Consider the following 22,913-nt stretch of genomic DNA (forward strand, 5'->3'; position numbering starts at 1 on the left):
CTATAAATTGTGGGCTTTATCTTATTGGAAGTATCTGTTTAATAATCCAGCGAAAGCTTTTCCATGTCTAGCTTCGTCTTTACACATTTCATGAACTGTGTCATGGATTGCATCTAAGTTTAATTGTTTAGCTAAAGTAGCTAAATCTTTTTTACCTTGACAAGCACCATGCTCAGCATTTACTCTTGCAGTTAAGTTAGCTTTTGTATCAGCTTCAACAACTTCACCTAACATTTCAGCGAATTTAGCAGCGTGCTCAGCTTCTTCGAATGCTATTCTCTTATATGCTTCTGCAACTTCTGGGAATCCTTCTCTATCAGCTTGTCTTGACATAGCTAAGTACATTCCTACTTCTGTACACTCACCCATGAAGTTAGCTTGTAATCCTTCTATTATTCTCTCATCTACACCTTTAGCAACTCCGATTCTATGCTCATCAGCGAAAGCTAAATCTCCACTTTGCTCCATGAATTTGTCAGCTCCTACTCCACATACTGGGCATTTTTCTGGAGCTTGCTCTCCCTCATAAACATATCCACATACTGTACAAACAAATTTTTTCATAATATATTCCTCCTACAAACAAACAATTTTTTTTATCTAAATTCAATTAAAATCATATTTAAGTCTTTTAAATTTCTGTCATTTATTTGTTGATGTTTTATCTCCATCAACCTTATGACATTATTATATAATAATAATTATTATTTAGCAATAGTTATTTTTATTTTTTTAAAATTTTTAGTAAAAAAATAAGAAGTATTCATAATGAATACTTCAAAGGATAATCTGATTACAGAAAATTAATATTCTATGTTGTTTATAGCAGCTACTAAATCATCTAAGTTTATTCCATGAACCATAGCAGCTTCTTCTAAAGTTTCAGCTTGAGCTGATGGACATCCAACACATCCCATTCCAAAGCTCATTAGAACCTCAGCAGCTGTTGGTAATTTTCTTATTATTTCTCCGATTGTCATATCTTTAGTTATCATTTAACTACACCTCTCTTAACTATATTTAAATTAAAAGTCTATATTTTTTATTATACTCTCACAATTTTTTAAAGACAAGTGTTCTACTCTGAATTGGACCTCAAAATAAAAAACCTTCTTATATATACTTATTTATTTCTAGCTTTTCAATTATATCTTTAATAATAACTCTATCTGGTGGATTTATATTTTCTAAATTAGGCATTTCATGTTTATAAAAGAAAATAGCGTTAGCACTCTCCTCCTCATCTAACACAACGTCACCTTCATACTCTGATGTGACAAATATTGATGAAGCATTATAAATCTCATCTCCATTAGGATATTTATTGTAACAACATTCTCCAGAATAAACATTAAATAATTGAAGATTTCTAACTATTAAGCCAACTTCTTCATAAGCTTCTCTCGTTGCAGCCTCTTGAAAACTTTCACCTAACTCTAAACTTCCTCCAGGAAGTCCCCATTTATTATTATCTGTTCTTAACTGTAATAATACTCTTCCTAAATTATCAATTATTATAACCCCTGCTGAACACATTATAAGTGGTCTATGAGGATTAGGAAGCTCTTTTCTTAAATCCATTATATAACCCATACTGTTCTCCTTTTAAACCTAAACTTATGAATATTTTTATATTAAGTTAAGTATATTATACTTCTTTATAAAAAAATAGCTTAGGACTCATCCTAAGCTATTTTTAGATAGTATTGTTAAGTATTATATATTAAAGTTCAGCTCTAACTCTTATAGTTTGATCTCTCTTTGGTCCAACACCAACGATAGAAACTTTAGTTCCTGTTAACTCTTCAATTCTTCTTAAGTATTTCTTAGCGTTCTCTGGTAATTCTTCGTAGCTTCTTGCATCAGCAACTTCTTCTCCCCAACCTTCGAACTCTTCGTATACTGGTTTACATCTAGCTAAATCTTCTAAGCTAGCTGGGAAGTAATCTATAATATTTCCGTCTAACTCATATCCAACACACATTTGGATTTTATCTAATCCAGCTAATGTATCTATTTTAGTAACTACTAATGAAGTTAATCCACATACTCTAGTAGTTGTTTTTAAGATAACTACGTCTAACCATCCACATCTTCTTGATCTTCCAGTAGTTACTCCATACTCATGACCTTTTTCTCTTATCCACTCACCAGTTTCATTCTCAAGCTCTGTAGGGAATGGTCCTTTACCAACTCTTGTAGTATAAGCTTTAGCTATACCAACAGCATTAGTTACCATGTTAGGTCCTATACCTGCTCCACTTGGAACTCCACATGAAGTTGTGTTTGATGATGTAACATATGGATAAGTACCATAGTCTATATCTAGAAGCATTCCTTGAGCTCCTTCGAATAATACGTTCTTATCAGCTTGAATAGCATTGTATATTTCAACTGAAGTATCCTTAACGTATGGTCTTAATCTCTCAGCGAATGCCATATATTCATTGTATATTTCATCGAAGTTTAATTCTTCTCCACCAAGTAACTTGATGTATCCATTTTTCATTTCGATGTTTATTCTTAATTTCTCAGCAAAAGTATCTTTGTGCATAAGGTCACAAACTCTTATTCCTGATCTTTCATATTTATCTGTATAACAAGGTCCTATACCTTTGCAAGTAGTTCCTATGTCATTTTTTCCTCTAGCTTTTTCTTTTAATTTATCTAAAGTTATGTGGTATGGCATTATAAGGTGCGCTCTATCACTAACTATTAATTTCTCTGGAGTTACTTTTACTCCTAAATCTTCTAAATAATCTATTTCTGTAAATAGTGCTTTAGGATCTACTACAACACCATTTCCTATTACGTTTAATTTATCGTCATGTAATATTCCTGAAGGTATTAAGTGTAACTTATATTGTTTGTCTTCAACTTCAACTGTATGTCCAGCGTTATTTCCTCCTTGGAATCTAACAACTACTTGTGCCTCTTCTGCTAAGTAATCTGTCATTTTCCCTTTTCCTTCGTCTCCCCATTGAGCTCCTAATACAACAAATGCTGACATTATCATTTCCTCCTCATAAAAAGAACATTAACATTCTTTTATTATAAACCATAACGGTTAATACACATTTTTCAAAGGAACAATATTCGTATTTATAGGCATTTTTACTATAAATTTCATTGTCCTATACCATATTAACAGAGTGAATCACTTAGGTCAAGGCAATAAAAACGAATGTTTTAACATATTTTCATCAATAAAATTCATTTTATTTAATCAAATTATATATTCTTTAATTAAATAATACTTATCCGTCAAATTTTTCATAATAACCTAAACAAATACCCTATCTTTATTCTTAACAACAAATTAGTATTTTAGTAAATAATTTTTTGACTTATAGAAAAATACTAAAAATAAATAGTTATTTTAGCTATTAAATTTAAGTTAAATCTTTAAAGAAAATAATAAAAAAATGCTATACTATAAGTAATAAAACAATTACATATTTAAAAATAAATTTACCTTATTTTATTACATATACAAAGGAGAATAAAAATGAATACTTATGGTGTTTTCGATATACTTGGTCCTATTATGATTGGTCCATCAAGTTCTCATACAGCTGGTGCTGCAAGACTTGGTAAAGTAGCTAGAGCTATTTGCGGTAAGCCTATGAAGAAAGTTACTTTTTTACTTCATGGTTCTTTTGCAAAAACTTATAAAGGTCATGGTACTGATAAGGCTTTAGTTGCAGGTATCCTAGGTATGGAACCTTCTGACACAAGACTTAGAAACTCTTTAGAAATCGCTAAAAAAAATAATATCCAAATAGAATTTAAAGAAGCTAACTTAGGAGATGTTCATCCTAATACAGTTAAATTCATAATAGAAGATATTGATGGTGACTTCCATGAGATAGTTGGGTCATCAATAGGTGGTGGAAGCATAAAAATCACTGAAGTTAATGGAAGTGTTGTTGAATTTACTGGTGAATATCCAACATTAATAATATCCCACAAAGATGTTCCTGGAGCTGTTTCAAAAGTAACTGCTATAGTTTATGAGCATAACGTTAATATAGCCTTCATGAAGGTATTTAGAACAGAAAGAGGCAAAGCTGCAAGAATGGTCTTTGAAATGGATAATCCTCTTAATAGAGAAGTAATAGATGAAATCAAAAAGGTTGAAGCCGTTGAAAAAATAGTTGTTATAAACCCAGTAAAGGAGGAAATATAAATGATTGCTAGAACAGGTGCTGAATTATTAGAAATATGTAGAGATAATAACTTCTCCTTAGCTGAATATGCTATACAACACGAAATGGAAAATAAAAATTGTACTAGAGAAGATGTAATTAAAGGAATGGAAAAAGTTCTTCATGTAATGAAAGATGCTGCTAATGAAGGACAAGAAAAAAAGGTTTACTCTGTAAGTGGTTTAATAGGTGGTGATGCCTATAAACTTAGAAAATATTTAGAGAAAGGTAATACTTTAACAGGAAATGTCATGGTAGGTGCTATGGCTAGAGCCTTATCTTGTTCAGAGGTCAATGCTTCTATGGGAAGAATAGTTGCTTGCCCAACTGCCGGTTCTTGTGGAATATTGCCAGCTGTTATTTTAACTGTTGGAGAAAGACTTGAGCTTAATGATGATGAACTTATAATGGGATTACTTGCCTCATCTGCTGTTGGTATGATTATAGCTCAGAATGCTACATTAGCTGGAGCAGAAGGTGGTTGCCAAGCTGAATGTGGATCAGCTGCTGCTATGGGAGCTGCTGCCACAGTAGAAATGATGGGTGGAACTCCTGAAATGGCTTTAGATGCAGGTGCTATTGTATTAAAAAATATACTAGGATTAGTATGCGATCCAATAGCTGGCCTAGTAGAAGTTCCTTGTGCTAAAAGAAACTTTGCTGGAGCCGTAAGCGCATTAACTACAGCAGATTTGGTTATGGCAGGTGTACATAGTAAAATTCCATTTGATGATACTGTAGAAGCAATGTACAGAGTTGGAAGATCCTTACCAGCTGCTTTAAGAGAAACTGCTCTTGGTGGATTAGCAATAACTAAAACTGGTCTTGAATTAAAAGAAAAAGTTTTTGGAAAAGAAGAATAATATAAATACTTTATAGCGTACAAATAATTTGTACGCTATTTTATTATTATTTATATTTTATTTATAATTGATTTTAAGTAAATTATTGACATTTATTCCAATATTATTGTAATATAAACTTGTAATAACATCATTATTTTTTTATAAATTGTTTCTATTTGAAACAACTGGTAATGATAACATGATAAATGGGGTGAGATTATGAATAAAATTTTTGGTTTTACACAAGAAGAGTTAGAAAGCTTAAAAGCTATTTATACAGCGACCGAAATATATCAGCAACCTGAATTATGGAAAGAAACTGTAGAAATAGTTGAAAGTAATAAAGACATGATTAATGATTTTTTAGATAAAAACTTAAATAAAGAAAACGTAAGAGTGATATTAACAGGAGCAGGAACTTCAGCTTATGTTGGAGATACAATCTATCTTTACTTAGCTAAAAAATTAGGTAAAAGAGTTGAAGCTATTGCAACAACTGATTTTGTAGCTAATCCAGATGAATACATCGATGAAAATTGTGCTACTATCCTAGTTTCTTATGCACGTTCTGGAAACAGTCCAGAGAGTGTTGGTACTTATGATTTATTTGAAAAGAAAGTTCCAAACCTAGCTCACATAGTTGTTACTTGTAACAAAAATGGTCAATTAGCTAAGAAATCTCAAGAGAAAGAAGGTAACTTAGTTTTATTAATGCCTGACAAATCAAACGATAAGAGTTTTGCTATGACAAGTTCATTTACTTGTATGACTTTAGCTACTCTACTTCTATTTGATATAGCTAATTTAGAAGAAAATAAAAATATAGTTCACGAATTAGCTGTAAAAGGACAAGCATCTCTTGATAATCAATGGAAAGCTGCAAAAGAAATATCTGATTTAGCTGCTGAAAGAATAGTTTATGTTGGCTCTGGTGCTTTAAAAGGTCTTTGTCATGAAATGTCTCTTAAAAACTTAGAATTAACTTCTGGTAAGCAAGTTACTGTTTGTGAATCAATCTTAGGTTTTAGACATGGTCCTAAGTCAATAATAAACGGAAATACTTTAGTTATATTCCTATGCTCAACTAATAAGCATACTTCTCTTTATGACTATGACTTAATTAAAGAAGTTTATAGTGATGAAGGAACTCAAAAGGTTGCTGTTTTATCTTATGAAAACCGAGAAGACCTTAAAGAAATTTCTCACAAGTATATAACTGCTGATGGTTCTAAATTAAATGATACATTCGCAGCATTTAACTATATATTATTTGGACAAATGATTTCATTCTTCAACTCATTAAGACTTGAAATTTCACCTGATAATCCAAGACCAGATGGAACTGTTAATAGAGTTGTTCAAGGTGTAATAATTCACGAATACAAATAATTTTAAAAAGCAAATTGGTGTAAAGTGGTTAACTAATAAAATAAATTTAATTATGAGAGGTGTTTTTTATGAATAAAATTAAATCTACTAAGGATATGCTTATAAGAGCTCAAAAAGGAGGATACGCTATTCCTGCTTTTAATATACACAATTTAGAGACTTTTCAAGTAGTTGCTGAAACTGCTGCTGAACTTAACTCTCCTGTTATAATCGCAGGTACTCCTGGAACAATCGACTATGCTGGTCCAGACTATATCGTAGCTATGGCTGAAGTTGCTTCACAAAAGTACAATATTCCAATAGCTATACATCTTGATCACTTTGAAGATACTGAACTTATTAAAAGTCATATACTAACTGGATTTAAGTCATGCATGATAGATGCTTCTCATCACTCTTTTGATGACAATGTAGAAATAGTTAAAAAAGTTGTTGATTTTGCTCATAGATATGATGTTACTGTTGAGGCTGAACTTGGTAAACTTGTTGGAGTTGAGGATGACCTAGTAGTTGATGAAAATGCAGGTTCTTACACAGACCCAGATGCAGCTAAAGAGTTTGTTGAGAAAACTGGAATAGACTCACTTGCTATAGCTATAGGAACTGCTCATGGATTATACAAGGGAACTCCTAAATTAGATTTTGATAGATTAGTAGAAATAAGAGAAAAGGTATCAGTACCACTAGTTTTACATGGAGCCTCAGATGTCCCAGATGAACTAGTTAGAAGAGCTATAGAACTTGGAATATGTAAAGTTAACGTAGCTACAGACTTAAAAATTCCATTCTCAGATGCAGTAAAAGAATATTTTAATGCTAATCCAAAAGCTAATGACCCAAGAAAGTACATGACTCCAGGTAAAGATGCAATGAAAGAAATCGTAAAGCATAAGATTCTTCTTTGTGGCAGCAACGGTAAGGCTTAATAATTATTAAAAATATTAAGGAGGTTTTTACATGTTACACCCAATGAAAGAAATTATAAAAATGCAGAAGGATGGCATTCCGGCTGGTATCTATTCTGTCTGTTCTTCTAATAACTATGTTATAGAGGCTGCTATGGAAAGTGCTTTAGCAAACAATGAATGTTTACTTATAGAGGCTACTGCAAACCAAGTAAATCAATTTGGTGGCTATACCGGAATGAAGCCAATTGATTTCAAAGAGTTTGTTTTTGAAATAGCTGATAAAGTTGGTTTTCCTAAAGAAAAAATAATACTAGGAGGAGATCATTTAGGCCCTCTAGTTTGGAAATCACTTGATGAAGAAACTGCTATGAACTATTCTAAATTCTTAATAAGAGAATATGTTTTAGCAGGTTTCTCAAAAATACACATAGATACTAGCATGCACATTGGGAAAGACTTAGAATCTGGTAAATTTGGTGATGAAATAATAGCAGAAAGAGCTGCTACACTTTGTGAAGTTGCAGAAGATGCTTTTAACCTTTTAAGTAAATCTGATAGGGACGCACTTCATCCTGTATATGTAGTAGGTAGCGAAGTACCTATTCCAGGTGGTGGACAAGATGAGGAAGAGGAAGAACTTCAAGCAACTAAACCAAGTAATCTTGAAACAACTATAAAAACTTTTAAAGATGCGTTTACTTCTCATGGTCTTGAAAATGTATTTAATGAAGATGTAATAGCAGTTGTTGTTCAACCTGGAGTTGAATTTAACACTGATACAGTATGGGAATATAACAGAGAAAAGGCTAAGGCTTTATCTGAAACATTAAAAAACTATCCTAGTTTAGTTTTTGAGGCTCATTCAACAGATTACCAAACTCCATATGCCTTAAAAGAATTAGTAGAAGATGGATTTGCAATATTAAAGGTTGGACCTGCTTTAACATTTGCCTTAAGAGAAGGTTTATTTGCTTTAGGCTGTATAGAAGAAGATTTGTTTGCCCATGACGAGAATATTGAAGTATCTAACTTCAAAACTATATTAGACTATGCAATGGTTAAAGAGCCTGAAAACTGGAAAAATCATTATAAAGGTACTGGAAAGATGATTAAATTTGAAAGAAAGTATAGCTTCTCTGATAGATGTAGATACTACCTTCCAAATTCTGAGGTTGATTACTCATTACACAAAATGTTATCAAACCTTGGTACAACTGAAATTCCACTAGCTTTAATAAGTCAATACATGCCATCACAATATAAGAAAATAAGATTAAATCAGCTTAATAATAATGCTGAATCTTTATTAAAAGATAAAGTTAAAGAATGTATTGATGATTACTCATTTGCAACACAATACTCAGTTGAAAAAGATTTAATTCATATATAGAACAAAAAGAGATACCATTTAATCGGTATCTCTTTTTATTTCATATATAAATTATTATAAAAATCTAAAATTCCAATAATAATCCCATAAAAAGTCTATTCTAAATTAAAGTCATTAGTGTTCTAACAATATTAATCCTCTTCAAGAATTACAGTATATTCAAACTTATCTCCTCTTGAAACACTTACAGTATATTCTATTATCCTATTATTTTCAAAAGTTACCCTTTCAATTCTCATTGCTGCTGTGCCATCTTCTACGTTAAGTATTTTTGCATCACTCTTAACCATTAATATAGGTTTAAAACTCTCCTTAGCCTTTGTAAGACTAACATTGTATATTTCTCTAAATATATCATACATTGGTCTTTCTTGAAGCATTTCCTCCTCTAACCCTACAAATCTATACTCAGGTAAATATGTGAACTCTAACATCATTGGAGTATCATCAGCTACTCTTAATCTTAATATTTCATAGACCTGTGAATTTTCTTCTACTCTTAGCTTTTCAGCGATTTTATTATCTGCTCTTATTAAATCAAATGATAATATCTCAGAAGATGGATTTTTACCAAGTTTTTTCATCTCTTCTGTAAAACTATAAAATTTTAATAATTGTTGCTTATAAACCTTTGGAGATACAAATGTACCTTTCCCATGAACCTTATAAACATACTCTTTTCTTTCTAACTCTCCAATAGCTTGTCTAGCAGTTGTCCTACTAACATTGTATTGCTCACATAATTCTCTTTCAGACGGTAGCTTATCATTCTCTTTTAGCTCACCTCTATTTATAAGATCTATAAGTTCTGTTTCTAATTGATGATAAAGTGCTATTCCTCTGCTCCTCTTAAACATTTTGTCACCCCGACTTCCTAATATTACTATTTATAGTGTTATCATATTTTTGCTATATTTTCAATAATTACCTATAAAAAATATTAACTCACAGTACTTTAATAAGATACTGTGAGTTATAAAAAATAATTATTTTCAAATTTATAGAACCCTAGAGATACAGTACCTTTCTACTGTCATAGTAATATTCTTTGAACTATCTATTACAATCTCAACGGTTTCTTTGTTAACCTTTGAAACCTTTCCATGTATTCCACTAGTTAGAATAACATTCGAACCAGCTTTTAAATTACTTTGCTGTTCTATTGCTCTAACTTTGTCTTTATTAACCCCTCTAAAGCTTATTAAATACCAAACTAAGAATAATGCTACCAATACTAATAAAATTATCATAAAAGTTTTCATAAGGTTTCCTCACTTTCTTTTCCTATATGCTTAGTAATGCTCTCACTGCACAAATACTATCTTTTCCATCGTTTTGAACTTTTTCAACTAATTCTTTTATACTATCAACACAATCTCTTTCCATTGTAGCTGTAACCACCATTGGTAAGTTAACTCCTGTAATAACCTCTACTGTCTCTGACTTATATAAGTTTAAAGCTGCTTGATTCATTGGAGTTGCTCCTAATAAATCAACAAGAACTACTACTCCATCTCCATCATTTAACTCAATGATTTTCTCACTTAACTCTTCTCCAAAACTTTCAGCGTCTTGTCCTCTTTTTAAAGATACTGCTTCAAATTTTTCTTGAGTACCACATATCATGTCTATTGCATCTGTTATTCCACTTGCCATTTCTCCATGAGTTGCTACTAATACACCTATCATCTTTTCTCCTCCTAAAATACCGTTATTTATTAATAGAGTTCCCACCTATAAAATAGATGGAAACTCATAAATTTAAACTAATTTTTTATTTTAATGCTATTACTATGCAACTATTCCTAAAGCACCTAATGTAGTGAATAGAACGAACATACATATAACAATCTTAACTGGGCTCCATTCCTTATTTCTAAGTAAGTGGAATACACCTAAAACAGCTAGAACTGGTAATAACTTAGGGAATAATCCATCTAAAGTTGTTTGAAGTATAAACTCATACTCACCAAATTTAGCTTGAATTGGAGTTGTAATATTGATGATTGAACCTATCATACCACCAACAACTACTAATCCTAATATACCTGCTCCAAAAGTAACTTTTTCCATCATTCCAGCTGAACTTGTAGCGAGATCAGCACCTTTTTGATAACCTAATTTTATAAGATTCCACTTAACAAATAAGTTCCAGCTTATGAATATTACTTGAGTTATAACAAGAGCTATTAAAGCACCAGTAAAGTCTTCAGTTAAAGCCATAGATGCTGGTATAGATATTAGTAATGGTCCTAAGATTGCGAACATCATACTATCACCGATACCTGCTAAAGGTCCCATCATACCAGTTTTAATACCTCTGATAAGATCTGGATCAGCCTTTTGTTCCTCTAAAGCTGCAACGATTCCTAAGATTACAGTTGCACCATAGTTAGGACAAGTATTAAAGAACTCCATGTGTCTAGTTAAAGCTTTTTTCATACCCTCTGGGTCATCTTTATAAACTTTCTTTAAAATTGGTGATATAGAAATAGCAAATCCTAAAGATTGCATTCTTTCATATGACCAAGAAATTTGTAATAATAAATGGTTTAAAAAGACTTGCCACAAATCTTTTTTAGTTATTTTAGATTCCATTAGAATTCGCCTCCTATCTGCTCAAAATCAGCCTCGTTATTAGTTGAAGCTCCTTCATTTTTATGATATAACTCAACATAAACTATAGCAGTTATAAGACCTACTAAACCAACTGCTAACATTGGTAAGTTTAAGAAACATACTAGTATGAATCCCATGATAGCAAAATACCATTGCTTAGTTACAGGTAGGTAGTTTAATAATATTGCAACTCCTAATGCAGGCATTGCACGCCCAGCAGCAGCAAATCCATTAGTTAACCATACTGGAACTTTTTCAATGAAAGCAACAGCAACTTCTGATCCGAAGAATGCTCCTACAAATACAGGTATAGCTCTTGATAATCCCCATGGAACTGATCCAAATAAGTGCCATCCCCACATTCCTTTTAAGTTTCCATTTGCAGCATGTGTATCAGCTTTGTGAGCACATATTCCAGTTGATAATCTTGCTAATACATCTAGGTAAGCTCCTAATAAAGCTATTGGAACTCCTAGAGCGATACCACTTTCGTAACTTCCAGTTAAGTAACCAAAAGTAACACCAAGGATTGCTCCTGTAGTATAATCCGGTACAACAGCTCCACCATATGAGTGAACTCCCATAGACATCATCTCTAAAGTAGCACCTACAAATAGACCTGTGTTAATATCTCCTAAGATAAGACCAGCTCCAACACCAGCGATTAATGGTCTGTGCCATAAACCAAGGTAAGGACCTAACATCTCATTGATACTTAGGAAAGCCCATACAGAGAGTAGTAAGATTTGAATAATTCCTAGTTCTTGCATAAACATATCCCCCTAATTATTAAATTTTAATGATTCCCTTTAATTTATTTATAATTTTCTACTAAAGGTCTAATATCTTGCTTCCCATCAGCCGGAACCATTTGGAAATAGCAATTAACATTCTTAGCCAGTAAGCTTTCTAAAGCTGTAAACTCAGCCTCTGTTACAAATAACTTCTCGCTTAACTTTCTAGCATTTGGTTTATGAGTCATATTTCCTATATTTAAGTCCATATGCTTGAATCCGCCCTCATAGATTCTATTAGCATCTACAACATCCTTAACTAATAAAAATACTTTCTCATTTGGAGCAAGTCCTCTATTTAAGTATGCTATAACTTTGTCTACAGGCTGCATTGATAATCTAACCTGTTTTGGTGCAGCTAATTTTAATATAGCTTGCTGATTTGGATCACTAGCTACCATATCGTTCGCTACTATAATATGGTTTGGATTAGTCATTTTAGACCATGCTAAAGCAACTTGTCCATGAATTAATCTTCCATCAACTCTGAAATGTACTATTGGCATTTCTAAATCCCCCTTTTTCACTTATCACTTTTATATAAGTATGTAATTAAAATTAGTAATACCTCCTTGTTGTAAATTAATGTTGTAATTACCAATTTTTTCTTACAATTACATTTTAAAGCTTTTAATATTCTTTTGCAATAGTTTTCATTATTATTTAATTTTAACTTTTTATGTATTTTTTACTAATTTTTCTATATTATTGTAAAATCAAATATAAATAGACATAAAAAAAACTCCTATGGCATATAGGAGTTTTTTGTAGGAGTTTTATTATGTTTGTTATGTTTGTTTGTTATGTTTGTTTTTATCTATCCAGTTAATGAATAATAACCAATTTCTAATTGATAATGATTATCATGATTAAATTATATATGTTCTTTTAATTTTTGTCAATAAAAAAAGCTTACATTTTTTTAGATTTTTTTGAACAAACCTTCATTGCACTCATTACAGAGTTTCTAAATCCTTTTTCCTCTAATTCTAAAACAGCCTCTATTGTTGTTCCTCCTGGTGAGCAAACATTATCCTTTAGTTTAGCAGGATGTTCTCCAGTTTCTAGAACCATCTTAGCTGAACCTAATACTGATTGGGCTGCAAGTTTATAAGCTTTATCTCTAGTTATCCCTTCTCTTACAGCAGCATCTGCCATAGCTTCTATGAACATATAAACATAGGCAGGTGATGAACCACAAAGAGCTATAAATCCATGGAAGTCTTTTTCGCTTAAGATTTCACATTTTCCAAAAGCATTGAATATACTCATAACCTCTTCTAACTCTTCTTTTGAAACTAAATTATTTGGACAAATCGCACTCATTGCCTCTCCAACTAAAGCCGGTGTGTTAGGCATAGTTTTTACTATTTTAGTATCTTTATCAAACCATTTTTCAACATCTTTTAAATTAATACCAGCTGCTATTGTAACTATAACTTTATCAAGATTTATATCATCTCTTATTTCCTTTATAACCTTCTCATACATATACGGCTTAACAGCAAGAAATATTATGTCGCTTTCCTTACAAACCTCTTTATTGTTAAGAGTAGTTTTTATTCCTAAGCTTTCACTTACTCTTTTAGCACTTTCTTCTCTAGAACATGAAGCTATTATGTTCTCTTTATTAACTAAACCAGAATTTAATATTCCTCCAACCATAGCGCTACCCATGTTTCCACAGCCCACAAATCCAATTTTTTTATTCATATATTTTCTCCTCTCCAAATAAAAAATAACATTGTACTTATTATATACCTTTTATATAAAACTCAAAATAAAGTAAATAAATTATTTCTCGTATTTTAAAACAATAAAAAAGAGTGCATTATTAAAATACACTCTAACTAAATTATTTACTTAATTAATAAATTCTATTATACATCTCTATGAATAGCTTCGTAATCAGCAAATTTACTGTATTGACCAAGCCATGAAAGTTTAACAGTACCAACAGAACCGTTTCTTTGCTTAGCTATTATACATTCACCTACGTTTTTATCCTCTGTTTCCTTATTATAGTACTCATCTCTATATAAGAACATAACAAGGTCAGCATCCTGCTCTATTGACCCTGATTCTCTAAGGTCCGATAACATAGGTCTATGATCTGCTCTTTGCTCAGGTGCACGAGAAAGCTGTGATAATGCTATAACTGGACACTCCATTTCCTTAGCTATAGCTTTTATATTTCTTGAAATCTCAGAAACCTCTTGTTGTCTACTTTCTCCAGTACCACTCATAAGCTGAAGGTAGTCAATAAGAATAAGGTCTATGCCATATTCCATCTTAAGCCTTCTACATTTAGATCTCATTTCCATTATTGAAACCCCTGCAGTATCATCTATATATATTTTAGATGAAGCAAGTGGTCCTGATGCTCTTGCTATGTTGTCCCAATCTTCATCAGTTAATTGACCTGTTCTAAGCTTTTGCATCTCAACATTAGCCTCTGAACAAAGTAATTTATATGCAAGCTGTTCCTTTGACATCTCTAGTGAGAATATAACAACACTCTTCCCTTCTCTTAAAGCAGCATGTTCAGCTATATTAAGAGCAAAAGTTGTTTTTCCCATAGAAGGTCTAGCAGCTATAAGCACCATATCTCCTTTTTGGAAACCTGTAGTCATTTCATCTAAATCCTTAAAGCCTGAAGCAACTCCACTAACCTCACCTTGGTTATTGAAGATTTCTTCTATGTGCTCAAAACCTCTTTCAAGAACATCCTTCAAAGATTCAAAATCACTTGAGGTTCTTTTTTCAGCTAAATCAAAAATTCTCTTTTCTGCCGAATCTACAACCTTTGAGACATCATCTTGATTATTATAACAGTCTTCTATAATTTCAGTAGAAGATTTTATAAGCCTTCTAAGCATAGCCTTTTCTTCTACTATTTTTATGTACGATTTTATATTAGCTGTACTCAATACAGCTGCACTTACTTCTGTTACATAACTAATACCGCCAGCCTTCTCTAATCTATCTGTAGATTTTAAATATTCTAATAGAGTAAGTTGGTCTACAGCTTCATCCTTTTGATACATATCTAATATGCTTTGAAATATTATCTTATGTGCATCTCTATAAAATGAATCTTTATTTAAAACCTCAGCTGCTTGAGCTATGGTAGTTCTATCTATTATCATTGCCCCTAAAACAGATTGTTCTGCTTCTATACTTTGTGGCAAACTCTTCATTACTGGTGCTTCCATTAATTCTAGTTTTCCTCCTTCCCCCAAAAATAAATCTCTTATCTTATTAAAAGTTTATAGATAACCTCTCTATCTATAAACTTCAATTCACTTAACTATATATTTTTTCTAATTATCAAATTTATACTATAACATAAAGCAACTTATAAATATAGTACACAATAATACTATTATGCCTTAATTCTATCCTATTTACAATAATTTAATCATTTCTATATTGGGTTAAACCCACTTAAAAAGCCTAGAGATTTCTCTAGGCTTTAAATTTAGTTAAAAGCTATTTCCATAAGTTCTTCAATTGAACTTATAGCTTTAACTTCTATATCTTCTAATCCATTAGGTATATCATTTTTATTATCAATAGGAACAGTTACTAACTTGATTCCTTTTCTTCTAGCTCCATATATTTTTTCAAATATACCTCCAACTGGTTTAATCTTTCCTCTTAAAGAAATTTCTCCAGTTATAGCTAAGTCTTGTCTTATTGGCTTTTCTAATAAAGCACTCATTACACATATTGTAATAGCAGCTCCAGCAGATGGTCCATCTATCTTTCCTCCACCTATTACGTTAACGTGTATGTCATAATCATGTATATCTTTATCAGTAAGTCTTCTTATTACAGATGCAGCATTAAATACTGAATCCTTAGCCATAGAACCAGCTGTATCATTGAATCTTATTCTTCCAGCACCTTTTTTCTTAGCTTTGAAAGCACTTGCTTCAATCTCTATTGTTGAACCTAAGAATCCTGAAACTCCTAATCCATATACGTGTCCTATTTCCTTACTTTCTAAGTCTTCTAGTATTTCATATGGAGTAAATCTACTTATACTTATAACTTCATTTAAATCCTTTGAAGTTATTTCTAAGTCTTCTGGAATCTCTCCTTCTAGTCCAAATATAGCATGCCCATAAGCATCAGCTAATATATTGACTGCTCTTCTACCTTCTATAGTATAAGCAGCAATCTTCTTCGCTAAGCCATCTTCAAGTTTAACATTAAGCTTCTTAGCTGCATTTAAAACTATCTTTTCAATATCTCTTGATGATAGTGGTTCAAAATAAACCTCTGTACATCTTGAACGTAAAGCAGGATTTATTTCTCCTGGCTCTCTAGTAGTTGCTCCAATTAGAACAAAGTCTGCTGGTGCTCCTTTATCAAAAAGATATTTTATATACTTTGGTGTATTTTCATCGTCTGGATCATAGTAAGATGATGAGAATTCAACTCTCTTATCTTCTAAAACTTTTAAAAGTTTATTTTGAAGAATTTCATCTAACTCACCAATCTCATCAATGAATAATATACCTCCATGAGCTTCTGTAACTAAACCTGGTTTTGGTTCTGGTACTCCTATTTCAGCTAAATCTCTCTTACTACCTTGGTATATAGGATCATGAACTGAACCTAGAAGTGGGTTTGTTATTTCTCTTGGGTCCCATCTTAGAGTTGTTCCATTAACTTCTATAAACTTTGATCTATCATCAAAAGGAGTAGAATTTAACTTCTTAGCAGTCTCTAAGGCTATTCTAGCAGCAGTTGTTTTACCAACCCCTGGTGGCCCATAAAGAATAATATGTTGAGGATATGGTGAAGCAAGTTTTGAAAGAAGAGATTTTATCGCTCTTTCTTGACCTACTACTTCCTCAAAAGAATCTGGTCTTAATAATGACATTATATTCTTGCTTGGAACTTTTTCATCTAATTCTTCAAGCTCCTCAAGCTTTTTCTCTGTCTTTGCATTTTCAGGACCTTTTTTCTTTTTCATGATGTTTACTCTAAGCTCATCAACATACTTCTCTTGCTTTTCCATTAAGAATTGTTCAACTTCTTTTTCAATCTTGTTTTGAACATATCTTCTAGCAATAGCATCCGATATCATTGCACAAACATCTTCTAAAGCTTCATGTATGTTATCCTCTGTTGGAATTTCACTTAAGCCCTTTCCTTCTGAAACAACCTTGCTTAATGCAAAAAGTCTTTCATAAGGATTTGTTGAATTTATTGAATCTTGCAATTTAAATCTTATAACTCTTGCTCTGAATGCACCTTCATCTAATATATTGTTTATTATATCTTTTAGTGCGTCAACTTGAGATTCTACTCCTAGTTCACTATTCATAACGTCTTGTAGAACCTCTAATTCTCTAATTGATTTCAAAATAGAATCCTCCTCTTACTGAACAGGAACAACCATAACCTTCATTTTTGTTGAAACTTCTGGATATAGTTTAACTTCTATGTTGTAAGTTCCTGCAACTTTTATTGTATCCATAACTATCTTTTTCTTATCAACTTCTACATTGAATTGTTTCTTTATAAGTCCAGCTACATCTTTGCTTGTTATAGCTCCGAATAACTTTCCATTTTCTCCAGCTTTACCTTCTACTTTTATAACTTTATCTTTTAAATCTGCAGCTAAAGCTTGAGCAGCTTCTAATTCAGCTAACTTTTGTCTTCTCTCATTTTCTTTTTTATTGTTTAATATGTGAAGATTGTTATCTGTAGCTTCCTGTGCTAATTTCTTTGGAAATAAGAAGTTTCTAGCATATCCATCTGATGCATTTATAACATCGCCTTTTTTACCTAATTTTTTAACGTCTTGAAGTAATATTACTTTCATTTTATTCACCTTCCCTTGAGTTTTTAGCAATAGCTTCTTTTATTTTTTCTATAGCCTCTTCCACAGTAGTATCTTTAAGTTTAGCCCCAGCCATAGTCATATGACCGCCTCCACCTAATTCTTCAAGAACCAACTGTACATTAATATCTCCAAGTGATCTTGCACTTATGGCAATATCATTTCCAAGCTTTATTAGTACAAATGAAGCCTGTATTCCAGTTATATTAAGTAATTCATCAGCAGCCTGAGCAGCTACTACAGTTTCATTTATTGTGTCTGGGCAAACAGCTATTGCAATCTTATTTTCTACCTTAGCAGACTTTATTATTTCTGCTTTTGCTATATAGTTTTCTAGGTTATTACTAAATATCTTTTTAATTTCTACTGTATCTGCTCCTAGTCTTCTTAAGAATGAAGCTGCTTCAAAGGTTCTAACACCTGTTTTAAACGAGAAATTTTTAGTATCTATATAAATACCAGCCAAAAGTCCCTCAGCCTCAATTCTATTTAATTTAGGTTTATCCAACATGTACTGAACCATCTCAGTTACAAGCTCTGATGTAGATGATGCATATACTTCAACGTAATTTAATAAAGCTCCTTTTATATCTTCTGGACTTCTTCTATGATGGTCAATTACAACTAATCTCTCTATCATTTCAGTAAGTTCTCTATCTAAAACATAATTTGCACTATTAACATCTAATACAATTAATAAAGTATTGTCATCTATATTTTTCTTAGCTTCCTCAGTAGATATAAATAGTTTACTATATTCTTCTTTTTCTTTTACTTTATCTAAGAAAAATTCTATAGCATTAGTATCTTTTTCTAATACTATATTAACATTTTTTCCTAACTTCTTCACTACTGATGCAAGACCAAATGAAGCTCCAAAACAATCCATATCAGGATTTTTGTGTCCCATTATATAAACGGTACTACTTTCGTATACTAACTCTTTTAATACATGAGCTACAACCCTTGCCTTAACACGAGTTCTTTTTTCAAGCTCTTTAGCATTACCACCAAAGAACTCAATATTTTTTCCTGACTTAATAACTGCTTGATCTCCACCTCTACCTAGGGCTAACTCCTTAGCTTTAGTAGCATACTCTTGATTTTCTGAAGGAGTTTCTCCTCCTCTTCCTACACCAATACTTAAAGTAACTTCTATTTCATTTCCTAGATTGATTTCTCTTATAATATCTAGTATATCAAATTTTTTAGAAATTTCCTTACTAATAATTGCATCATCTATAGATAAAATATATTTACTATTATCATATTTTTTTATCATGGCATTTAATGAATTTCCATAGTTATTTATGGTTCTTTCAATTTCAGCTATAAGTAATGGTTTATTATCATCATCTATAGTTTTTAACACCTCACTAAAATTATCAACTTCTAAAAGCATTATACTTTCCTTAGTTGCCTTCTTAAGGTAAGTTACATCATTAAAGTAAACTAAAAAATAATTTTCATCAGTTTCCTCTAACTTTAAAGTTTCACTATAAACCTCATAAATAGAACCTTTTATTTTTATATTTTGAGAATTTTCTTTACCTGTTCTTATTACTTTGTCTAAAGCAATTCCTTTTATCACAGATACTAAATTAATCTCTAATGGTTCATCATTATTTATAAGCTTACTAAATTTATGATTATACCAAATTATTTCACCAGTTGAATTTAATATAGTTATTGGAAATACCAAATTAAAAATATTATTTTTAATCTTACCATCTATATCTATATATAATTTATCTACTTTATTATTTTCTTCTTTTTCTTCTTTTAAAAAATTTGAAATTCTATAAATTAAATAAACTATGTATAAAAAAGGTACTACTAATGCTAAACTTTTTAAATTCAATCCCCATAGTACTAAACTTAATAAAATTGTTGCTACGAAGTAGGCCAAAAATTTATTATAATCTTCAAATATTGATTTCATTTTAACAGCCCCTTACTAAATTATCATTAGTTATTTTTTAATTTTGCATTTATCTTATTTCTTAAATAAGTTCCAAAGCTATCTGGATCTACACCTCTTAAATCAAATAATACATCCACAATCCCTAAGCTTAAGATAACTACAGACATTTCTGAAGTAACCATTAATATACCCAAGAATGCTAAAAGTACACTATTCATTCTCAGTTTATTTTTTAAGAAATTAATAACTACTGATAATCCTTGAATAAGAAGAATTATATACAATACATATAACATTGTATAGAAAGCACCATATCCAGTTATAATCTTTTTAATAGTTAAGTATAAAACAATAGTATTTATTAATACTACTATTGCTACTATAATTGGTTTAAAAAACCAATTTGAAAATGGTGGTAAACTATTTACATTAAACCCAACTCTTTTTATTATGGCCTTCCCAACAACATAATTTAAAAATGCTCTAAAAACAATTAAAGAAACAACTGCTATTGGCATAAAACTTAAAACCATATCAGCATTAACTGATTTCATAATTTCTATCATCTGTGTATTTGCATTAGCAGTATTACCCAAAATACTTTCACTTATCTTTGCCGCATCATTAAATGCTCCTGCTATTTGGTCAGCAAATTGACCAATAGTCATTCCCGTAAATGCTGAAAATATTATACTTAATTCTGCAATGGTTCCAAAGGTATTTGCAATAATCAAAGAAACCAAAGTTTTTACTCCAGATATATTTTTCTTAACACAAACTCCTAAAACTATTCCTATAATACTATTCGTTATTATAACTTGAACTCCATATAAAGGTCCCATAAAAAGTCCTACTAAAGCTCCTGAAATAAGAACAGAACATAAAGAAGTTTTAAGGTCGTATTTTAAATACAGCAAAGCTATAGGTATTGGAATCGCAAATGCTATTAAGACTCCTATTGCAGGTAAAGTTGTTAATAGCATTAATACAAATATTATTGCTGACATTATTCCTGCTTCAACTATAGGCTTACTCTTAAACTTTTGTTCCATATATTCCTCCATTATCTTCTTTCTTTTAAATGGTTAAATAATTTTGTTAAATTTCCTCCTTGCTTCTCTAATTTATCTTCTTCAACTATACCAATTTTTAAACTTTTTTTCATAGTCTCATCTACTTCTATTGCAGAATGTCCTAACTTATCAGCTAAAACGTACAGTAAAATCATTAGTGATGCTATACAATTTACTATAGCATCCTTTGCTACATTGCTACCTTTAGTAAGTAATGTAAACAACTCTCCTAATATGCAGATAATCTGAGCTTTTATTTCCTCAATAACTTTTATATCTCCCATGATATTAAAATTATCCTTCTTCATATTACCCCTCCCAATTATACCCTTTTATTATATACCTTTATTTTATTTATTTTCATGACCATATGCAATAAAATGAATTTTAACAAAATTTATTAAGGAAGTAATTCACTTAAAATTTATCATTTAAATAAAAATCTAATATGAAATAATTATTTTTTTGATATAATAAAAAAACCCCTGAAAATATCAGGGGTTTTGCAACCATTACTCAGTTGTGAATGGTAATAATGCGATATTTCTTGATCTCTTGATAGCATCTGTTAATTGTCTTTGATGCTTAGCACAAGTTCCAGAAATTCTTCTTGGTAATATCTTACCTCTTTCTGTGATGTATTTTTTTAATTTAGATACATCTTTGTAATCTATTGATTCAGCTTTGTCAACGCAGAATATGCAAACTTTTTTTCTTGCTCTTCTGAATTTTCCGCCTCTTTTTACGTTACTCATCACTATTTCCCTCCTTACCTAAAATGTGAATTAGAATGGAATATCTCCATCATCAATTGGTGTCATGTCATCATTACTATTGAATGATGGCTCATTAAATGAATTATCTGGCATTCCGAAAGAAGAACCACCGAAATCATTTCCTTGATTGAAACCTGAGTTACCTCTAGCTCCACCATTTCCTGAATCGATAAAGTCGAAACCTTCAACAACTACGTCAGTAGTATATCTTCTAGTTCCGTCTTGAGCTTCATAACTGCCAGTTCTGATATTTCCTGAGATAGCTAATTGTCTACCTTTAGTTATATACTGAGCGATAGTTTCACCAGTCTTTCCAAAAGCGATACAACTGATAAAATCAGCTTCATCTTTTTTGAATTGTCTGTTTACAGCTAATGTAAATCTAGCAACAGCTGTTCCACTACCTGCAGCAAATCTAAGCTCTGGATCTTTTGTTAGTCTACCAATTAAAACTACTTTATTCATTTACGATCACCTCTTATTGCTCTTCTTTAACGATGATGTGTCTGATTATTCCGTCAGTTATTCCGAATACTCTGTCTAACTCTTTTGGTAATTCTGTGTTAGCAGTGAAGTTGATTAAAGTATAGTAACCTTCGTTAACTTTAGCGATTTCGTAAGCTAATTTTCTCTTACCCCAGAAATCAACGTTATCGATAGTACCATTTCCGTTTTCTATAACACCCTTGAATTTTTCGATTAAAGCTTTAACTGCTTCCTCGTCTAATGATGGGTGAGCTACGAATATAGTTTCATATTTTCTCATCATTTACACCTCCTCCCTCTGGACTACGGCTATGCTCTAGCATAGCAGGGATTACAATTAAATATTCTAACATTAAAAGAGTGTTATTGCAACCCTCTTTAACTATCTAAGCTTAACTTTTTAAAAATTATTTTTTAAAAATTATTATTCTTGAATTTCTTCCTCAGGAGCATTTGATTTTACTACTTTTTTTACTCCCTTTTGGAATTTCACTCTAGGAATCATAACTATTCTTGAACAACCTAAACATTTTATTTTTATGTCTGCACCAAGTCTTATAATTTCCCATTCATCGCTTCCACATGGATGAGTTTTTCTCATTTTAACTACATCACCTAAATAAAATTTATTAGTCATAAAA

At 31.2% G+C, this 22,913-nt stretch carries 26 protein-coding genes; 5 read left to right on the forward strand and 21 right to left on the reverse strand.

Annotation, left to right across the window (positions count from 1 at the left end):
• Nucleotides 1-21: 21 nt before the first annotated feature.
• The 4 genes from ACQZHJ_RS17720 to ACQZHJ_RS17735 form a co-directional block, all read right to left on the reverse strand.
• The gene (locus ACQZHJ_RS17720; protein WP_430483659.1) at nt 22-564 is read right to left on the reverse strand and encodes a rubredoxin-like domain-containing protein; all 543 of its coding nucleotides are present in this window, start codon (nt 562-564) and stop codon (nt 22-24) included.
• A gap of 239 nt (nt 565-803) precedes the next feature.
• Nucleotides 804-995 carry a DUF1858 domain-containing protein gene (locus tag ACQZHJ_RS17725; RefSeq protein WP_430486792.1) on the reverse strand — a complete coding sequence of 64 codons (192 nt, stop codon included), beginning with the start codon at nt 993-995 and terminating at the stop codon, nt 804-806.
• A gap of 118 nt (nt 996-1,113) precedes the next feature.
• Nucleotides 1,114-1,593 (reverse strand): NUDIX hydrolase, encoded by a 480-nt coding sequence (locus ACQZHJ_RS17730; RefSeq protein ID WP_430486793.1) that lies wholly within the window; start codon nt 1,591-1,593, stop codon nt 1,114-1,116.
• A 130-nt stretch (nt 1,594-1,723) separates the two neighbouring features.
• Entirely contained in the window at nt 1,724-3,010 is a 1,287-nt protein-coding gene (locus tag ACQZHJ_RS17735; protein ID WP_430486794.1) for an adenylosuccinate synthase, read from the reverse strand.
• Nucleotides 3,011-3,508: 498 nt separating this feature from the next.
• Between ACQZHJ_RS17735 and sdaAB the strand changes: the two genes are divergently transcribed.
• The 5 genes from sdaAB to ACQZHJ_RS17760 all read left to right on the forward strand — a co-directional run bounded on the left by sdaAB (nt 3,509) and on the right by ACQZHJ_RS17760 (nt 8,740).
• On the forward strand, nt 3,509-4,189 hold the full coding sequence (gene sdaAB / locus ACQZHJ_RS17740) for an L-serine ammonia-lyase, iron-sulfur-dependent subunit beta (RefSeq protein WP_430486795.1): 681 nt from the start codon (nt 3,509-3,511) through the stop codon (nt 4,187-4,189).
• Nucleotides 4,190-5,071: an L-serine ammonia-lyase, iron-sulfur-dependent, subunit alpha gene (sdaAA, locus tag ACQZHJ_RS17745; protein WP_430486796.1), complete on the forward strand. Its 882-nt coding sequence runs from the start codon at nt 4,190-4,192 to the stop codon at nt 5,069-5,071.
• A gap of 201 nt (nt 5,072-5,272) precedes the next feature.
• Nucleotides 5,273-6,442, forward strand: coding sequence for an SIS domain-containing protein (locus ACQZHJ_RS17750; protein WP_430486797.1), 1,170 nt, complete (start codon nt 5,273-5,275; stop codon nt 6,440-6,442).
• A gap of 68 nt (nt 6,443-6,510) precedes the next feature.
• Nucleotides 6,511-7,368: a tagatose bisphosphate family class II aldolase gene (locus ACQZHJ_RS17755; protein ID WP_430486798.1), complete on the forward strand. Its 858-nt coding sequence runs from the start codon at nt 6,511-6,513 to the stop codon at nt 7,366-7,368.
• A gap of 31 nt (nt 7,369-7,399) precedes the next feature.
• The gene (locus tag ACQZHJ_RS17760) at nt 7,400-8,740 is read left to right on the forward strand and encodes a class II D-tagatose-bisphosphate aldolase, non-catalytic subunit (RefSeq protein WP_430486799.1); all 1,341 of its coding nucleotides are present in this window, start codon (nt 7,400-7,402) and stop codon (nt 8,738-8,740) included.
• A gap of 131 nt (nt 8,741-8,871) precedes the next feature.
• Here the strand turns inward: ACQZHJ_RS17760 and ACQZHJ_RS17765 are convergent, their stop codons facing one another.
• The 17 genes from ACQZHJ_RS17765 to ACQZHJ_RS17845 form a co-directional block, all read right to left on the reverse strand.
• Nucleotides 8,872-9,597, reverse strand: a complete 726-nt coding sequence (locus ACQZHJ_RS17765; protein WP_430486800.1) for a GntR family transcriptional regulator — start codon at nt 9,595-9,597, stop codon at nt 8,872-8,874.
• Between the two features lie 141 nt (nt 9,598-9,738).
• Nucleotides 9,739-10,002 (reverse strand): preprotein translocase subunit YajC, encoded by a 264-nt coding sequence (yajC, locus tag ACQZHJ_RS17770; RefSeq protein ID WP_430486801.1) that lies wholly within the window; start codon nt 10,000-10,002, stop codon nt 9,739-9,741.
• 22 nt (nt 10,003-10,024) lie between these two features.
• Nucleotides 10,025-10,429 carry a PTS sugar transporter subunit IIA gene (locus ACQZHJ_RS17775; protein WP_430486802.1) on the reverse strand — a complete coding sequence of 135 codons (405 nt, stop codon included), beginning with the start codon at nt 10,427-10,429 and terminating at the stop codon, nt 10,025-10,027.
• Nucleotides 10,430-10,531: 102 nt separating this feature from the next.
• The gene (locus ACQZHJ_RS17780; protein WP_430486803.1) at nt 10,532-11,338 is read right to left on the reverse strand and encodes a PTS system mannose/fructose/sorbose family transporter subunit IID; all 807 of its coding nucleotides are present in this window, start codon (nt 11,336-11,338) and stop codon (nt 10,532-10,534) included.
• Entirely contained in the window at nt 11,338-12,129 is a 792-nt protein-coding gene (locus ACQZHJ_RS17785; protein ID WP_430486804.1) for a PTS mannose/fructose/sorbose/N-acetylgalactosamine transporter subunit IIC, read from the reverse strand. Before ACQZHJ_RS17785 ends, ACQZHJ_RS17780 begins: the two co-directional genes overlap by 1 nt.
• 44 nt (nt 12,130-12,173) lie before the next feature.
• A complete protein-coding gene (locus tag ACQZHJ_RS17790) occupies nt 12,174-12,659 on the reverse strand; it encodes a PTS sugar transporter subunit IIB (RefSeq protein WP_430486805.1) in 486 nt (161 codons plus the stop codon).
• Nucleotides 12,660-13,065: 406 nt separating this feature from the next.
• The gene (gene proC, locus ACQZHJ_RS17795) at nt 13,066-13,866 is read right to left on the reverse strand and encodes a pyrroline-5-carboxylate reductase (RefSeq protein WP_430486806.1); all 801 of its coding nucleotides are present in this window, start codon (nt 13,864-13,866) and stop codon (nt 13,066-13,068) included.
• 167 nt (nt 13,867-14,033) lie between these two features.
• Entirely contained in the window at nt 14,034-15,368 is a 1,335-nt protein-coding gene (locus tag ACQZHJ_RS17800) for a replicative DNA helicase (protein ID WP_430486913.1), read from the reverse strand.
• A 266-nt stretch (nt 15,369-15,634) separates the two neighbouring features.
• Complete coding sequence (lonC, locus tag ACQZHJ_RS17805) at nt 15,635-17,533, reverse strand: Lon family ATP-dependent protease (RefSeq protein WP_430486807.1); 1,899 nt, start codon at nt 17,531-17,533, stop codon at nt 15,635-15,637.
• A 15-nt stretch (nt 17,534-17,548) separates the two neighbouring features.
• Complete coding sequence (gene rplI, locus ACQZHJ_RS17810) at nt 17,549-17,995, reverse strand: 50S ribosomal protein L9 (protein WP_430486808.1); 447 nt, start codon at nt 17,993-17,995, stop codon at nt 17,549-17,551.
• A 1-nt stretch (nt 17,996) separates the two neighbouring features.
• Nucleotides 17,997-19,955, reverse strand: coding sequence for a DHH family phosphoesterase (locus tag ACQZHJ_RS17815; RefSeq protein ID WP_430486809.1), 1,959 nt, complete (start codon nt 19,953-19,955; stop codon nt 17,997-17,999).
• 26 nt (nt 19,956-19,981) lie between these two features.
• Nucleotides 19,982-20,989: a YybS family protein gene (locus tag ACQZHJ_RS17820; protein ID WP_430486810.1), complete on the reverse strand. Its 1,008-nt coding sequence runs from the start codon at nt 20,987-20,989 to the stop codon at nt 19,982-19,984.
• A gap of 11 nt (nt 20,990-21,000) precedes the next feature.
• Nucleotides 21,001-21,318, reverse strand: coding sequence for a MazG-like family protein (locus ACQZHJ_RS17825; protein ID WP_430486811.1), 318 nt, complete (start codon nt 21,316-21,318; stop codon nt 21,001-21,003).
• Nucleotides 21,319-21,522: 204 nt separating this feature from the next.
• Nucleotides 21,523-21,765: a 30S ribosomal protein S18 gene (gene rpsR / locus ACQZHJ_RS17830; RefSeq protein WP_430486812.1), complete on the reverse strand. Its 243-nt coding sequence runs from the start codon at nt 21,763-21,765 to the stop codon at nt 21,523-21,525.
• 30 nt (nt 21,766-21,795) lie between these two features.
• On the reverse strand, nt 21,796-22,251 hold the full coding sequence (locus ACQZHJ_RS17835; RefSeq protein WP_430486813.1) for a single-stranded DNA-binding protein: 456 nt from the start codon (nt 22,249-22,251) through the stop codon (nt 21,796-21,798).
• A 13-nt stretch (nt 22,252-22,264) separates the two neighbouring features.
• Nucleotides 22,265-22,552 (reverse strand): 30S ribosomal protein S6, encoded by a 288-nt coding sequence (rpsF, locus tag ACQZHJ_RS17840; RefSeq protein ID WP_430486814.1) that lies wholly within the window; start codon nt 22,550-22,552, stop codon nt 22,265-22,267.
• 144 nt (nt 22,553-22,696) lie between these two features.
• The gene (locus tag ACQZHJ_RS17845) at nt 22,697-22,909 is read right to left on the reverse strand and encodes a DUF951 domain-containing protein (RefSeq protein WP_430486815.1); all 213 of its coding nucleotides are present in this window, start codon (nt 22,907-22,909) and stop codon (nt 22,697-22,699) included.
• Nucleotides 22,910-22,913 lie beyond the last annotated feature (4 nt).

The organism is Clostridium sp. B9, from assembly GCF_050509515.1.
In the GTDB taxonomy this organism is placed as follows: Bacteria; Bacillota; Clostridia; order Clostridiales; family Clostridiaceae; genus Sarcina.

Coding starts and splice junctions, on each gene's coding strand:
- ACQZHJ_RS17725 (WP_430486792.1), bottom strand. CDS start 995: ATGATAACTAAAGATATGACAATCGGAGAAATAATAAGAAAATTACCA.
- rplI (WP_430486808.1), bottom strand. CDS start 17,995: ATGAAAGTAATATTACTTCAAGACGTTAAAAAATTAGGTAAAAAAGGC.
- ACQZHJ_RS17760 (WP_430486799.1), top strand. CDS start 7,400: ATGTTACACCCAATGAAAGAAATTATAAAAATGCAGAAGGATGGCATT.
- ACQZHJ_RS17820 (WP_430486810.1), bottom strand. CDS start 20,989: ATGGAACAAAAGTTTAAGAGTAAGCCTATAGTTGAAGCAGGAATAATG.
- ACQZHJ_RS17750 (WP_430486797.1), top strand. CDS start 5,273: ATGAATAAAATTTTTGGTTTTACACAAGAAGAGTTAGAAAGCTTAAAA.
- ACQZHJ_RS17815 (WP_430486809.1), bottom strand. CDS start 19,955: ATGAAATCAATATTTGAAGATTATAATAAATTTTTGGCCTACTTCGTA.
- ACQZHJ_RS17735 (WP_430486794.1), bottom strand. CDS start 3,010: ATGTCAGCATTTGTTGTATTAGGAGCTCAATGGGGAGACGAAGGAAAA.
- sdaAA (WP_430486796.1), top strand. CDS start 4,190: ATGATTGCTAGAACAGGTGCTGAATTATTAGAAATATGTAGAGATAAT.
- rpsR (WP_430486812.1), bottom strand. CDS start 21,765: ATGAGTAACGTAAAAAGAGGCGGAAAATTCAGAAGAGCAAGAAAAAAA.
- sdaAB (WP_430486795.1), top strand. CDS start 3,509: ATGAATACTTATGGTGTTTTCGATATACTTGGTCCTATTATGATTGGT.
- ACQZHJ_RS17825 (WP_430486811.1), bottom strand. CDS start 21,318: ATGAAGAAGGATAATTTTAATATCATGGGAGATATAAAAGTTATTGAG.
- ACQZHJ_RS17775 (WP_430486802.1), bottom strand. CDS start 10,429: ATGATAGGTGTATTAGTAGCAACTCATGGAGAAATGGCAAGTGGAATA.
- ACQZHJ_RS17790 (WP_430486805.1), bottom strand. CDS start 12,659: ATGCCAATAGTACATTTCAGAGTTGATGGAAGATTAATTCATGGACAA.
- proC (WP_430486806.1), bottom strand. CDS start 13,866: ATGAATAAAAAAATTGGATTTGTGGGCTGTGGAAACATGGGTAGCGCT.
- yajC (WP_430486801.1), bottom strand. CDS start 10,002: ATGAAAACTTTTATGATAATTTTATTAGTATTGGTAGCATTATTCTTA.
- ACQZHJ_RS17780 (WP_430486803.1), bottom strand. CDS start 11,338: ATGGAATCTAAAATAACTAAAAAAGATTTGTGGCAAGTCTTTTTAAAC.
- ACQZHJ_RS17800 (WP_430486913.1), bottom strand. CDS start 15,368: ATGGAAGCACCAGTAATGAAGAGTTTGCCACAAAGTATAGAAGCAGAA.
- rpsF (WP_430486814.1), bottom strand. CDS start 22,552: ATGAGAAAATATGAAACTATATTCGTAGCTCACCCATCATTAGACGAG.
- ACQZHJ_RS17785 (WP_430486804.1), bottom strand. CDS start 12,129: ATGCAAGAACTAGGAATTATTCAAATCTTACTACTCTCTGTATGGGCT.
- ACQZHJ_RS17755 (WP_430486798.1), top strand. CDS start 6,511: ATGAATAAAATTAAATCTACTAAGGATATGCTTATAAGAGCTCAAAAA.
- ACQZHJ_RS17835 (WP_430486813.1), bottom strand. CDS start 22,251: ATGAATAAAGTAGTTTTAATTGGTAGACTAACAAAAGATCCAGAGCTT.
- ACQZHJ_RS17730 (WP_430486793.1), bottom strand. CDS start 1,593: ATGGGTTATATAATGGATTTAAGAAAAGAGCTTCCTAATCCTCATAGA.
- ACQZHJ_RS17845 (WP_430486815.1), bottom strand. CDS start 22,909: ATGACTAATAAATTTTATTTAGGTGATGTAGTTAAAATGAGAAAAACT.
- ACQZHJ_RS17720 (WP_430483659.1), bottom strand. CDS start 564: ATGAAAAAATTTGTTTGTACAGTATGTGGATATGTTTATGAGGGAGAG.
- ACQZHJ_RS17765 (WP_430486800.1), bottom strand. CDS start 9,597: ATGTTTAAGAGGAGCAGAGGAATAGCACTTTATCATCAATTAGAAACA.